Origin of the sequence: Actinomadura craniellae, from assembly GCF_003289645.1 — a bacterium.
GTDB lineage: Bacteria > Actinomycetota > Actinomycetes > Streptosporangiales > Streptosporangiaceae > Actinomadura_D > Actinomadura_D craniellae.
This window is the reverse complement of the sequence record NZ_QLYX01000008.1, coordinates 232,114-246,246: the sequence shown is the minus strand read 5'-3', so window position 1 is coordinate 246,246 and position 14,133 is coordinate 232,114. Positions and strand designations below refer to the sequence as shown.

The 14,133-nt window shown below is 73.0% G+C and carries 9 protein-coding genes; 7 read left to right on the top strand and 2 right to left on the bottom strand.

Features of this window, described 5'->3' with window-relative positions:
• Nucleotides 1–173 precede the first annotated feature (173 nt).
• The 3 genes from DPM19_RS19150 to DPM19_RS19140 all read left to right on the top strand — a co-directional run bounded on the left by DPM19_RS19150 (nucleotide 174) and on the right by DPM19_RS19140 (nucleotide 2,981).
• Nucleotides 174–575, top strand: coding sequence for a hypothetical protein (locus tag DPM19_RS19150; protein WP_146778919.1), 402 nt, complete (start codon nucleotides 174–176; stop codon nucleotides 573–575).
• A gap of 52 nt (nucleotides 576–627) precedes the next feature.
• The gene (locus tag DPM19_RS19145) at nucleotides 628–1,122 is read left to right on the top strand and encodes a hypothetical protein (protein WP_199485163.1); all 495 of its coding nucleotides are present in this window, start codon (nucleotides 628–630) and stop codon (nucleotides 1,120–1,122) included.
• Between the two features lie 395 nt (nucleotides 1,123–1,517).
• Nucleotides 1,518–2,981: a peptide deformylase gene (locus DPM19_RS19140; RefSeq protein ID WP_111869306.1), complete on the top strand. Its 1,464-nt coding sequence runs from the start codon at nucleotides 1,518–1,520 to the stop codon at nucleotides 2,979–2,981.
• A gap of 116 nt (nucleotides 2,982–3,097) precedes the next feature.
• On the opposite strand, the gene DPM19_RS19135 is transcribed toward DPM19_RS19140, so the two are convergent.
• On the bottom strand, nucleotides 3,098–4,036 hold the full coding sequence (locus DPM19_RS19135) for an NAD-dependent epimerase/dehydratase family protein (protein WP_111869305.1): 939 nt from the start codon (nucleotides 4,034–4,036) through the stop codon (nucleotides 3,098–3,100).
• A 458-nt stretch (nucleotides 4,037–4,494) separates the two neighbouring features.
• On the opposite strand from DPM19_RS19135, the gene DPM19_RS19130 reads away from it, so the two are divergent.
• The 4 genes from DPM19_RS19130 (at nucleotide 4,495) to DPM19_RS19115 (ending at nucleotide 12,987) form a co-directional block, all read left to right on the top strand.
• A complete protein-coding gene (locus tag DPM19_RS19130; protein ID WP_111869304.1) occupies nucleotides 4,495–5,085 on the top strand; it encodes a hypothetical protein in 591 nt (196 codons plus the stop codon).
• A 10-nt stretch (nucleotides 5,086–5,095) separates the two neighbouring features.
• Entirely contained in the window at nucleotides 5,096–7,105 is a 2,010-nt protein-coding gene (locus DPM19_RS19125; RefSeq protein WP_111869303.1) for a flotillin family protein, read from the top strand.
• Entirely contained in the window at nucleotides 7,102–11,964 is a 4,863-nt protein-coding gene (locus DPM19_RS19120) for a DNA repair ATPase (RefSeq protein WP_111869302.1), read from the top strand. Before DPM19_RS19125 ends, DPM19_RS19120 begins: the two co-directional genes overlap by 4 nt.
• Before the next feature lie 258 nt (nucleotides 11,965–12,222).
• Entirely contained in the window at nucleotides 12,223–12,987 is a 765-nt protein-coding gene (locus DPM19_RS19115; RefSeq protein WP_158566825.1) for an esterase/lipase family protein, read from the top strand.
• Nucleotides 12,988–13,159: 172 nt separating this feature from the next.
• Here DPM19_RS19115 and modA read toward each other — a convergent pair whose 3' ends face one another.
• A complete protein-coding gene (gene modA / locus DPM19_RS19110; RefSeq protein WP_111869300.1) occupies nucleotides 13,160–13,927 on the bottom strand; it encodes a molybdate ABC transporter substrate-binding protein in 768 nt (255 codons plus the stop codon).
• Nucleotides 13,928–14,133 lie beyond the last annotated feature (206 nt).

Below are 14,133 nucleotides of genomic sequence, written 5' to 3'. Positions count from 1 at the left end.
GTTATCCGATACCCCGGCCGGTCCGGATCCGGGTCAGCGAAAGCGCCATGGCCTGCCAAAACGTGTCCATGACACGACATCTGGACACTGTAAGCAATCGGATGAATACTCTTCGGGCACGACTCATCCGCACCTTCCCGCAGCGTGGCGGGCGAGGCCAATGAGGAGAGCCCATGAGAGCGCGCATGCCCAAGGCCCTGCTCGGTGCGGCCCTGACGCTCGGCGCCGGACCGGTCATGGCGGGCGCCGCCCAGGCCGTCACCCCGGCGGATCCGCGGCCCGACCAGTACGACGGCTTCCAGCGCGACCGGCCTCGCGGCGGCCTCCTGCCGGGCCGGCACGATGGCTTCTCGGGCTACCAGATCATCCGCCGGCACTACACGAACGTGTGGGGGCAGCAGCAGCTCAGCGCGACCTGCCCCTGGGGGAAGCGGGTCATCGGCGGCGGCGGTCAGGTGCACGGCGACGGCGCCCAGCTGATCAGCTCCTACCCGGGTGACGCCCGGCGCTGGGTCGTCGAGGTCCGGCACGCCCGGGCCGTCACCGTCTACGCGATCTGCGTCCGCGAGTTCTGAGCCCGGGCAACCGCGGGCGGGCGGGACGCGTCTGTGGAGTATGCACGGTTATGTGAAGTTCGCGGCGCTGGGCATGGCGTTCGCTCTGGCGGGCTGCGGGTCCGGCGTGCAGTCCGGCGGGAAGGCCTGCACGGCGATCGGCGGCCTGACCGGGATCGGGCTGGACGTCGCCCCGTCCCTGGCCGCCGGCGTGGAACGCGCGTCCCTGCGGGTCTGCTGGGACGGCGCCTGCCACACCCCCGAACTCCGGCTCGACCCGGCCACGTCGGCCGCGCCGCAGACCTGCACGGGCACCGGGCCCGACGACACGTGCGGCGCCTCGGTCGTCCGCACCGGTGGCCTGACCGGCTTCGCCATGGTCCCTGACCTGCCCAAGCGTCCCGTCCAGGTCACGTTGAAGCTGCACGGTTCCGGCCCCGAACCCGCCTTGGACCGGAGCCTCACCGTCACCCCGCGCGGGAGCTTCCCCAACGGCCCCGACTGCGGCGAGCAGGGCGTCCAAGCCAGGCTCACCGCCGAGGACGGCCGGCTCCGCGCCCACCCGTGACCTGACCGGGCCCTCCGTCCGCTCCCCCGGATCGGCCCGCTCGCCTTTCTCCCCGGCATCCGCACGAAGATCTCGCGGATCGCCTTGTGCGCGCCTTCGAGTTCCCTCACGGTGGGGCGCGGCACCGCACGGCCGGCGTTGGGGCCGCGCGCGGGCGTCCGCAGCTCATACGCCCGCGCGCGGCAGATCTTCGCGGGCCCCTCCGTTCCGCGGGGGTCGGTGGCGGCGAGGGGTCACCGCGAGGCCGGACGCGACCTTCCACGCACGTCTTCACTGACCGGCAGCGGCCACGCTGGTGGAAAACTCACGAAATTAGGTAATCGTCTAGTTAGTGGGTGACGACAGGGTGATGGGCCGTCATTCACGGTTCATTCACACCGGTTCACGGGGGCGCGATGGACGACGTCGAGACGTTCGGGGGCGTGCTCACCCGGTGGCGCAAGCGCCGGCGGATGACCGGGCGGGCGCTGGCCGACGCCATGGGATTCGACCGGTCCTACATCTCGCACGTCGAGCACGGCCGGCACCCCGCCTCGGCCGACTTCGCCCGGCGGGCCGAGGCCGCGCTGAGCGCGGGCGGCGAGATCTGGCGGGCCTGGCAGTCCGCCGGGGGCACCGAGCAGCCGGCGCCGCCCGCCCCGCGCGGCTCGGGCGGGCTGGTGGTGGAGCACGACCACGCCGAGCTGCGCTACCGGGCCGGCGCCTTCACCGCCGTCATGCGGCGCGCCATCCGCAACACCGGGCCCGACCCGGTCACCCGGTACCTGATGCGCATCTCGGTGGACCGGCACCCCGGCGACCCGCAGGCCGCCAACCGGCTCTACCGGCGGCACCCGCTGACCTTCGACGAGCTCGCGCTGTCCGCCCGCTGCGACGGCGAGGAGATGGACTGGCAGGTCAAGCTCGACCGCGACTCGTTCAAGGAGGTGTGGCTGCGCTTCGAGAACGACCGCGGCCGGTTCCCCCTCTACCCCGGCGAGCGCGCCACCCTGGAGTACGCCTACACGGTGGGCGAGGACAAGTGGGGGCCCTGGTTCCAGCGGGCCGTCCGGCTGCACACCCTGCGGCTGTCGGTGCGCCTGGTGTTCCCCGCGGACATGGTGCCGGCGGTGTGGGGCACGCACACCTCGGCCACCGCCGAGGCCGCCCCACTGCCCACCCCCGTCACCCGGCGCCGGGACGGCGACACCGACGTGTTCGACTGGTCCACCGAGGACCCGCCGCTCAACAGCCGGTACCGGCTGGAATGGCGGCTGCGCGAGCACGCCGGGCCGGGGAACACCGCGCCACCGGAGCTCAGGACGGCCGGCGACCGGATGCGGGCGGCCGGGATCGTGCAGCGCGACGACCCCCGGCTCGGCCGGGCGGCCCGCCGGATCGACCTGCCCGCCCGGCCCGGCGAGGTGCGCGAACTGGTCGACGAACTACTGGCCGCGGTGCAGCGCGTGCGCGAGCACCACGTCTTCGGCAAGGGAATGGGGCTCGCCGCCCCGCAGATCGGGGTGGACCGGGCGGTCGCCGTCGTCCTGCCCCCCGGCGACGACGCCGAGCCGCTGGTGCTGCTCAACCCCCGGATCATCGAGCAGTCCGACGAGGAGGACGAGCGGTACGAGGGCTGCCTGTCGTTCTTCGACGTGCGCGGGCTCGTCCCCCGGCCGCTGCGGCTGGAGGTCGAGCACACCACCCCGGACGGACGGCAGGTCATCACCGTCTTCACCGACGCCCTCGCCCGCCTGGTCGCGCACGAGGTCGACCACCTGCACGGCCGCCTCTACACCGACCGGATGCGCCCCGGCGTCCACCCCATCGCCGTGGCGGAGTATCAGGGCACCGGCCGCCCGTGGACCTACCCCGGCTGATCCTTCAGCTTTCGAGGCGCGAGGGCGCCTCGAAAGCCGAAGGATCACCGGAGAATCGCCCTGACCTGGTGATCCTTCAGCATCCGAGGCGTTATGACGCACCGAAAGCTGAAGGATCAGCGGGGGGCGCGGGGGTTCGCGCCGTCGCGGATCCAGGCGTGGACGCGGGCGACGCCGTCGGTCATCGAGGTGGCGGCCTGCCAGTTCAGGTCGCGGGACGCCCGGGCGACGTCGAGGGCGCTGCGCGGCAGCTCGCCGGGGCGGGCCGGGGCGAACACCGGCTCGACGGGGGCGCCCGAGATGCGGCCGATGACTTCGACGAGGTCGAGGACGCTGGTCTCGCGGCCCGTGCCGATGTTCCAGATCCCGGGGCGGGCGGCGTCGGCCGCGGCGAGGAAGGCGGCGACGACGTCCCCCACGTAGACATAGTCGCGGGTCTGCGCGCCGTCCCCGTACACGGTGGGGCGCTCGCCCTCCAGGGCCCGGCCGCAGAAGATGGACACGACGCCCGCCTCGCCGGTCGGGTCCTGCCGCGGGCCGTAGACGTTCCCCAGCCGCAGCGCCGAGTGCGCGCCGCCGTGCAACCGGTTGAACAGGCCGATGTACTGCTCGGCGCAGTACTTGGCGGTGCCGTACGGCGCCTCGGGCACCGGCAGCAGCTCCTCCGGCGAGGGGATCTTGGCGTCCAGGCCGTACAGCGCCCCGCCGGTGGAGGCGAACAGCACCCGCGCCGACACCTCCTGGGCGGCGGTCAGCACGTTGATCGTGCCGATCACGTTGGTCATCGCGTCGGCGGCCGGGTCGGTGACCGAGATCCGGACGTCGATCTGCGCCGCGAGATGGCAGATCACCTCGGGCCGGGCCGCGCGGACCACGGCGGTCAGGGCCTCGGCGTCGGTGACGGAGACCCGGTGCAGCGCGGCTCCGGCGTTCAGCCGCACGGACCGTTCCTCGGACGCGATGTCCACGACGGTGACCTCGTCTCCCCGGTCGAGGAAGGCGTCCACCAGGTGGGAGCCGATGAAACCGGCTCCGCCGGTCACGAGTATGCGCATGACAACCGAGCCTAGCCCGAACGGCCGGATCCGGCCGGAACCAGATCCGGGCGGGCTCCGGACCTGCGGAAAACACAGGAATGGAGTAATTCAGGGCACTACAAACACCATCTCTGACATATCGCGTTCTTCCGGGTAGTCATGGAATGCGCTATAGTCACCCTTGGTGTGCCGGGAAGCCTGGTCGGCGATTGACCGTCGTGTCCCCGACCGGAAGGCTCCCGATGTTCGCATCGAACCGGCTGCGCCCGAGGGCGAGCCGCGAGCACTTGTGGTCGAGTTTCGTCACCACACCCCCTGAACCTCGCTGAGCCCGGTCGGGCATCCAGGCCCGACCAGGGCCGTCGCATCGCCGGCCGCCGCTTCGGCCGGCTCCGTTCACCCCTGATCCACACCATTCGGTGAACCTTTCACGCCATTGTTTCGCGTGCAATCAACCCTGCCCGAAGAAGGGAATCATGGGTGCCTTCATAACTGCCGCGCTCGGTTTTCCCACCGCAATTTTCAGCTACTCCCTCGTCGTGGTGGCGGGGTACTGGATCCTCGTCACGCTGGGCGGTGCCGAGCTCGGCGAGGACGACGGCCTCGCCGGTGTGCTCGGCCTCGGCGGGATCCCGGTCACCGTCGCCCTCTCCCTGCTGATCGCCCAGGCCTGGTTCGTCAGCCTGGCGGCGACCGCCGCCGGGCCGCCCGCCCCGGTCCGGGTGGCGGTGCTGCCGGCGGCCCTGGCCGTCGCCTGGGGCGGCACCCGCCTGCTCGTCGCGCCGCTGCGGCGGCTGTTCGAGGAGCGCCCGGCGCCGTCCCGCCACGACTTCGTGGGCCGCACCTGCGTCATCCGCACCGGCACCGTCACCGGGACCTTCGGCCAGGCCGAGGCGACCGCGCCGGACGGGTCCACCGCCGTCGTCCAGGTCCGCCGGGCCGGGACGGACGCGCTCGCCGCCGGCGACACCGCACTGATCTTCGACTACGACCCGGCGGGCGAGGTCTACCTCGTCATGCCGTACGACGCCGCGCTCGACCCGGACCGTCGTACCCCCGAACTCTGAAGGAGCCCCCATGGAAACCATCACCGCGGGCATCGGCATCCTGATCGCCCTCGTCCTGCTCGTCGTCCTCGGGCTGGCGTTCGTCGTCACCCGGCTGTTCCGCAAGGTGGAGCAGGGCAAGGCACTGATCATCTCCAAGGTCAAGAAGGTGGACGTCACCTTCACCGGGGCGATCGTCCTCCCCGTGCTGCACCGGGCCGAGCAGATGGACATCTCGGTCAAGACCATCGACATCGAGCGGACCGGCCGCGAGGGCCTGATCTGCCGCGACAACATCCGGGCCGACATCCGCATCACGTTCTTCGTCCGGGTCAACAAGACCGCCGAGGACGTGATCAAGGTGGCGCAGGCGATCGGCACCGGCCGGGCCAGCGACCGGGCCACCCTGCAGGAGCTGTTCAACGCCAAGTTCTCCGAGGCGCTGAAGACCGTCGGCAAGCAACTCGACTTCGTCGACCTCTACACCCAGCGCGACACCTTCCGCGACCGGATCATCCAGGTGATCGGCACCGACCTGAACGGCTACAGCCTCGAAGACGCCGCCATCGACTACCTGGAGCAGACGTCGCTGATGTCGCTCGACCGGTCCAACATCCTCGACGCCCAGGGCATCCGGAAGATCACCGAGCTGACCGCGATCGAGCACGTCCGGACCAACGAGTTCAAGCGCACCGAGGAGAAGGAGATCACCCGCCAGGACGTGGACGCCCGGGAGGCCATCCTGGAACTGGAGCGCCGCAAGGCCGACGCCGAACTCAAGCAGCAGCGCGAGATCGCCACAATGCGCGCCCGCGAGGAGGCCGAGACCGAGCGGGTGATGGCCGAGGAGCGGCTGCGGGCCCAGTCCGCGCACATCCGCACCGACGAGCAGCTCGGCGTCCAGCAGGAGAACCGCAACCGCGAGATCGCCGTCGCCGAGAAGAACCGCGAGCGCGTCATCGCCATCGAGAGCGAGCGGATCGAGAAGGACCGGCTGCTGGAGGTCATCGCCCGCGAGCGGGAGACCGAGCTGTCGCGCATCTCCGCGAACAAGGAGGTCGAGGTGGAGCGGCGGGAGATCGCCGACGTGATCCGGGAGCGGATCGCGGTGGAGCGGACGGTCGCCGAGCAGGAGGAGCACATCAAGCGGCTGCGCGCCGTCGAGGAGGCCGAGCGCGCCCGCCAGGCGCTGGTGATCCACGCCGAGGCCGAGGCCCAGGAGAACCTGGTCAAGGACATCAAGGCGGCCGAGGCCGCCGAGCAGGCCGCCGTGCACCAGGCGCGGCGGGAGCTGACGCTGGCCGACGCCCGCCGGCAGGCCGCGGAACTGGACGCCCAGGCCAAGATCCGCCTCGCCGAGGGCGTCCAGGCGGAGGAGGCCGCCGCCGGGCTGGCCGAAGTGCAGGTGCGCGAGCGCGGCGCCGAGGCCGTGGAGAAGGTCGGCCGGGCCGAGGCGATCGTGGCCCGGGAGCAGGCCCTGGTCACCGCCGAGGCGACCCGCGAGAAGCTCAAGGCCGAGGCCGAGGGGCTGTCGGAGAAGGCCGCGGCGATGGCCGCGCTGGACGACGTCAGCCGCCGGCACGAGGAGTACCGGCTGCGGCTGGAGACCGAGAAGGACATCCGGCTGGCCGGTCTCGACGCCCAGCGGCAGATCGCCGAGGCGCAGGCCACGGTGCTCGCCACCGGGCTGGAGCAGGCCAACATCAACATCGTCGGCGGCGAGAGCATGTTCTTCGACCGGCTGGTCGGCGCGATCTCCCTGGGCAAGGCCGTGGACGGGTTCGTCGAGCACTCCGACCTCGCGCGGGCGGTGGTCGAGCCGTACCTGAACGGCGACTCCGGCTTCCACACCGACCTGGCCCGGCTGGTGCGCTCGCTGGACACCGGCGACGTGAAGAACCTGACGGTGTCGGCGCTGCTCCTCAAGCTGATCGGGCAGGGCGGCCCGGACCTCGGCCGGCTGCGCGGCCTGCTGGCCGAGGCCACCCGGCTCGGGGTGGACGGCATGCCCGTCGCCGAGGTCGACCGGGTGGCCCGATGACCCTCGACCAGGGCACCTACGAGGTGCTCCGGGACCGGCTCGCCGGGCACGCCGGGGAACTCGCCCGGCGCGCCCGGGAGCTGAACGACCGGCGGCTGGAGGTGTTCGGCGGCACCGAGCTCAGGCTCGTCGGCACCGAGCGGATCCGGACCGAGCACAACTGCGTTCCCCGTGACATCGTCTCGCTCGGCGGGCTGATGCTCTTCGGCTACAACGTCTTCATCGGGCTCAAGCCGGAGACGGCCGTCGACGACGTGTTCTCGCTGCACCGGTTCGCGCTGACCGGCGACGGGCCGGTCTTCGAGCGGCTGCCCGCCACCGGGCCGCTGGGCGGCGAGCGGTTCGAACGCGACTTCGCGGAGCTCTACCGGTACTACCGGGAGGCCGGCCTGATGCAGCTGCGCCGGCTGGAGGGCCGACTGCTGGCGGTCTTCCGGACTGGCCCCCGGATCGAAGACATCCGGGTGCTGCGCTGGGCGGTCGGCCCCGACGGGGACGTCGAGTACCTCGACAACAAGGGCGAGCGCGAGCACGCCTTCCCGCCGCCGCACGACTTCGAGTGGACCGAGACCACCCGGGACGACCACGTCCCGGGCCGGCACCCGCACATCTCGATCGGCGGCGAGGTGTTCGTCGAGACCGTGGGCGGCACCCTCACCGTCAAGGTGGAGGACAACACCGAGACCGGTGCGGGGATCTTCAGCGAGCCGGTGAACGAGCCGCTGCAGAGCCTGGGCGACGCCGACGTCCGGTACGCGCGGGTCGGCACGCTGATCCTGCTGCGGATCCGCCCCTACAACGAGCCGGCCTGGCGGCACCTGGTGTTCGACACCCGCACCCGGGACGTCGCCCGGCTCGACGGCATCGGGCAGTCCTGCCGGCGGCTGCCGGAGGACCACGGCGTCATCTTCCCCGGCGGCTACTACCTGGCCGGCGGCGGCGCCCGGACCTTCGACACCGACGTGGCGGACCTGGAGTACGAGCGGACGATCCGCTCCCCCAACGGGGAGGACGTGCTCTACGTCTTCCACGCCCGGGCCGAGGGACGGACCCTGCTGCTGCCCTACAACGTGATCCGCAAGCAGGTCGGCGCCCCGATGTCCTGCCACGGCCACTCGCTGTTCGACGACGGCACGATGGTGGTCTTCCGGGCCGATTCCGACGAGCCCACCCGGGTGCACCCGATGCAGGTGTGGCAGACCCCCTACGTCTCCGACACGCACGCCGCCGCCCGGCCCGCCGGCACCGGGCCGCTGGAGCGGATCGGCAACGCGGACCTGGTGCGCGGGATCTCCGACTGCCTGGCGGTGGCCCGGACGGCGGCCGAACCGGCCCCGTCCACGGGGGTGTTCGAGGGGCTGATCGCCGCCTGCGCGCGGGCGTCCGACCACTACCACTGGCTCGGCGAGCAGGGCCTGGCCGGACCGCTCGGCGAGGTCAGGGCGACCGCCGAGCGGGTGCTGGACGAGTTCGAGACCGTCCAGGCGCTCACCGCCGAGGCCGCCGCCGCGCTCGACGAGGCCGCGGAGAAGATCACCACGCTGGTCCGCCGGGTCCGCGGCGAGGCGCCGGGGACGGCCGACGCCTGGGTGACCCGGCTGGCCGGGCTGCGCCGCGAGCAGGGGCACCTGGAGACGCTGCGCGAGCTGCGGTACATGGACCTGGACCGGCTCGACGAGCAGGCCGGGCGGCTGGCCGCCGAGCTCGACCGGGCCGGGCGGCGGGCGATCGCGTTCCTCCAGGGGCCGGACGCCTTCGCCGGCTACCACGAGGAGCTGGACCGGCTGATCGGCGAGGCGGGGGCGATCGGCACGGTGGCCGAGGCCGCCCCGCTGGGCGACCGGCTGGCCGAGCAGGCGGCCGGGCTGGAGACGGTCACCGAGGTGGCGGGCTCGCTCGACACCGGCGACGCCACCGTCCGGACCCGGATCCTGGAGCGGATCGGCGAGGTCGCCGGCGAGCTCAACCGGGCCCGCGCCGTCCTGGCGGCCCGCCGCCGGGAGCTGCTGGACGCCGAGGGCCGGGCCGGGTTCGCCGCCGAGTTCGCGCTGCTCGCCCAGGAGGTCACCGGCGCGCTGGCGGCGGCCGGCACCCCCGAGCAGTGCGACGAGCGGCTCGGCCGGCTGATGCTCCGGCTGGAGGACCTGGAGTCGCGGTTCGCCGAGTTCGACGACTTCCTGGCCGAGCTGGCGGCCAGGCGCGAGGACGTCCACGAGGCGTTCTCCGCCCGCCGGCAGGCCCTGCTCGACGAGCGGGCCCGCCGCGCCGACCGGCTGGCCGGCTCGGCCGAGCGGATCCTGGCCGGGGTCCGCCGCCGGCTGGCCGGGCTGGGCTCACCGGACGAGGTCAACACCTACTTCGCCACCGACCCGATGGTGGCGAAGCTGCGCGAGGTCGCCGAGGAGTTGCGCGCGCTGGGCGACCCCGTGCGGGCCGGGGAGCTGGACGGCCGGATCAAGGCCGCCCGGCAGGAGGCCGGGCGGGCGCTGCGCGACCGCACCGACCTGGTCGAGGACGGCGGCGCCACGCTCCGGCTGGGCCGGCACCGGTTCGCGGTCAGCACCCGGCCGACCGACCTCACCCTCGTCCCGCACGCGGGCGGGATGACCTTCGCGATCACCGGGACGGACTACCGGGCCCCGGTGCGCGACGCGGGCTTCGAGGGGACGCGGCCCTTCTGGGACCAGCCGCTGATCTCGGAGTCCCCGCGGGTGTACCGGTCCGAGCACCTGGCGGCGGCGGTCCTCGCCGAAGCCGGGAGGGACGAACAGGGGCCGTCCCTCCCGGCGCCGACGCTCGACACCGTCCGGGCGGCGGCCCGCGACCGGTACGACGAGGGGTACGAGCAGGGCGTCCACGACCACGACGCGAGCCTGATCCTGGACGCCCTGCTCGGCCTGTACGGCGGGGCCGGCCTGCTGCGTTACCCGCCGGCCGCGCGGGCCGCCGCCCAGCTCTTCTGGGCGCACGGCACCGACCAGCGCGCCCGTGACTCCTGGGCCCGGCGGGCCGCCTCGCTCGCCCGGGCCCGCGCCCGGTTCGGCGCCGCCGCGGCGGTCGAGGAGCTGCGCGCCGAGCTCGCCGCGGCCGTGGGGGGCCCGCCGCTCGCCGGGGAGTACCTGTTCGAGGAGCTGGCGGGCGGGTCGGGGTTCGTCACCTCCGCCGCGGCCCGGGCCCTGCTGGCCGGCTTCCACCGGGCGCTGGGGCCGCAGGCGCTGCGGGAGTACCAGGGCGACCTGCGCGCGCTGGGCGACGACCTGGACTCCCGCCGGCAGCTCGTCGAGGCGTGGCTGGGCGGGTACCTGGCCGGCGCGCCGGCCGACGACCTGCCCGAGGCGGTGGCGCTGGAGCTGTGCGGCACCGCACTGCCCCGGCGCGACTGCGCCGCCCCGCTGGCGGCCACCGTCGAGGGCCTGCTCGGCGCGCACCCGCGGATCAGCGGCGGGCGGCTGGAGCTGCGGCTGGACGAGACGCTGGAGCGGACCCGGGAGTTCCGCACCGAGCGCGTCCCCGCGTACCGGGCGTACCGGCGGCGCCGCACCGAGCTGGTGGAGCGGGAGCGGGAGCGGCTGCGGATCGCCGAGTACCGGCCCGGGGTGCTCGGCGGGTTCGTGCGCAACCGGCTGCTGGACGAGGTCTACCTGCCGCTGATCGGCGACAACCTGGCCAAGCAGCTCGGCGCGGCGGGCGAGGACCGGCAGACCGACCGGATGGGGCTGCTGCTGCTGATCTCGCCGCCCGGCTACGGCAAGACCACGCTGCTGGAGTACGTGGCCGGGCGGCTCGGCCTGGTGCTCGTCAAGGTGAACGGCCCGGCGCTGGGCCACGAGGTCACCTCCCTCGACCCGGCCCGGGCGCCGGACGCCGCCGCGCGCCGGGAGGTGGAGAAGATCTCGTTCGCCCTGGAGATGGGCAACAACGTGCTGCTCTACCTCGACGACATCCAGCACACCTCGCCCGAGCTGCTGCAGAAGTTCGTCTCGCTGTGCGACGCCCAGCGCCGGATCGAGGGGGTCCGGGACGGCCAGGCGCACACCTACGACCTGCGCGGCAAACGGTTCGCGGTGTGCATGGCCGGCAACCCCTACACCGAGTCGGGCACCGCGTTCCAGGTGCCCGACATGCTCGCCAACCGGGCCGACGTGTGGAACCTCGGCGACGTGCTGTCCGGCCGGGACGACCTGTTCGCGCTGAGCTACGTGGAGAACGCGCTCACCGCCAACCCGGTACTGGCCCCGCTGTCGGCCCGCCCGCCCGAGGACGTGCGGGCGCTGGTCGGCGCCGTCCAGGACGGCGAGCCGATCAGGCCCGACCGGCTGGCGCACCCCTACTCCCCGGTCGAGCTGGAGCAGATCACGGCGGTGCTGCGGCGGCTGGTCGAGGCGCGCGAGGTGGTGCTGGCGGTCAACCGGGCCTACATCGCCTCGGCCGCGCAGCCGGACGCGTCCCGCACCGAGCCGCCGTTCCTGCTCCAGGGGTCCTACCGGAACATGAACCGGCTGGCGGAGCGGATCGTCCCCGTGATGGACGCGGACGAACTGGCGGCGGTGATCGACGACCACTACCGGGGCGAGGCGCAGGCGCTGGCCTCCGGGGCCGAGGCCAACCTGCTCAAGCTGGCCGAGCTGCGCGACCGGCTCACCCCCGACCAGGCCCGCCGCTGGGCCGAGGTCAAGGCCGGCCACCTGCGGGCCCGGGCACTCGGCGGCGACCCCGCCGACCCGGTGGGCCGCGCCGTCGGCGCCGTGGACCTCCTCGCCGACCGGGTCGGCGCCGTCGAGAAGGCCATCGACCGCGCCGCCGCCGGCCTCAGCCCCGCCGGCCGGCACCGGTCGGGCCCCACCGACCACCGCGCGTGACCCGCACCGCCGGCCGGTGGGACCCGGGCGCGACCACCGGCGACCCGATCGCCGGGCGCTGCCTCCCGCCCGGCCGGTTCACGGCCCGCCAGGACCCCTGGGCGGGAACGGCGACCGGTGCGGGACGCTCCCGGCCCTGGTGGGCCGCATGTGGTCAGCGGGCGCCCATGGCCGCCCCGGAGGACGTCGCGAACGTACGCTGGGCCGGGTACCGGCCGTGCGGGTCCCACGGCGGTCTCCCCCCGAAAGGTCGCTCACGTGGCACGACAGCACCGCGCCCGGATCATCGGAACCCTCACCGCCCTCGCCGTCGCCCTCGTGTCGGCGGCCGTCACGGCCCGGCCCGCGTCGGCCGCCTCGCCCGCCACCGAGCCGGTGCTCTTCGTCCACGGGTGGGGTGGCAGCCCGTCCAACGGGGACGCGCTGGTCCAGTACTTCACCAGCAACACCGCGCACCCCGCGTACACCGTCAGCCTGCCGCGCCCCGACTGGCTGGGCGAGAGCAACGACAACCTGCACAACGCCGCGACGATCCGCGACACCGTGAACTTCATCCGCTGGATCACCGGGGCCGAGAAGGTCAACATCGTCGCCCACAGCATGGGCGGCCTGTCCACCCGGCACTACATCCGCTTCCTGGGCGGCGCCGACGTCGTCCGCCACTACGTGGGGATGGGAACCGTCGAGCACGGCACCGAACCGGGCTCCCCGCTCGAACCGATCGTGTGCATCCTGCCCTGGGCCGACGGCGGGCAGATGTGCCGGGACGGGTACCTCGGCCGGGACAACCTGTTCCTGCGCGCACTCAACGCCGGCGACGAGAGCTTCGGCCCGGTGAAGTACACGGTCCTGCGCAGCACCGCCCCGGACGGCGACGGCGCCGTCACGACCCGGCTCGGCGGCGGCGCCTGCTACAAGGAGATCCCCGGCGTCCCGCACGCCGGCGAACCCGCGAACACCACCTTCCTCGACAACGCCCGATGGGCGATCGACGTCGGCTGCCCCGGGATCACCATCAACTAGGGCGGTATCCGGCAACGTTCACCGGGCCCCACCTTGCGGCTTGCCCGGAGCGTGATCGTTGAGGATAGACGGGGCTGGAGCCCCGTCTATCCTCAACGATCACGCTCCGGGGCAGGGGTGGGCCTTGGTGAACGTTGCTGGACACCGCACTGGATCGCGCCTCGAAGCGAGGTCAGGGGGCCTGGAATCCGGCCCTGGCCAGGACGTCCTTGCCCTGGGTGGACAGCACCAGGGTGACGAACCGCTTGGCGAGGTCGGGTGCGGGTGCCTTGGTGAGGGTGACGATGGGGTAGTCGTTGACGGCCTTGTCGGCTTCGGGGAAGGCGATGCCCTTGACCTTGCCGCCGGAGGCCAGCACGTCGGTGGCGTAGACGAGGGCGGCGTCGACCTCGCCCAGTTCGACCTTGGTGAGGGTGGCCTTGACGTCCTGCTCGTAGGTGACCGGAGTGACCTTGAGGCCGGCGGCGTCCAGCGCCTTGGCCGCCGCGGCGCCGCAGGGCACCTGCTTGGCGCACAGGGCGACCTTGACCTTCGGGTTCGCCAGGTCGGCGAGCGCGTCGATCTTGGCGGGGTTGTCGGCGGGGACGGCGATCTGCAGTTTGTTGCGGGCGAACGTGGTCGGCGCGGTGGCCAGGCCGGCGTCGGTGACGGTCTTCATCGTGGCGGGGCTGGCGGCGGCGAACACGTCCACCGGGGCGCCCTGGGTGATCTGCTGGGCCAGCGTGGCGCTGGACCCGAAGTTGAAGGTGACCTTCACCCCGGGGTGGGACTGCTCGAAGGTCTTGCCCAGCCGGGTGAAGGTCTCGGTCAGCGACGCGGCGGCGAACACCGTCAGCTTCCCGCCGCCCGCCGACCCTTCGGAGTCATCCGATCCGCAGCCGGAGGCCAGCACGGCCAGTAGCGGGATCACCATGACCCACCGCGTCAGACGCCGCAACATCCAGGGCCCTCCTCACGACCTCGCTCCGGCCTTCCCGCGGCCCGGCGAGCTCACTAGCCAGAAATCATCACCCGAAGCTTAGCCACGCAATCACTACCAAGAACGTCACATAAGCATCTCATCTGCCAACCAAACAGGCCAAAGATCCCGAAATCTGCGCACTACTGTCCTTGCCCGCTCTCACCCTCCGCCGGTCCGGGTGGGAA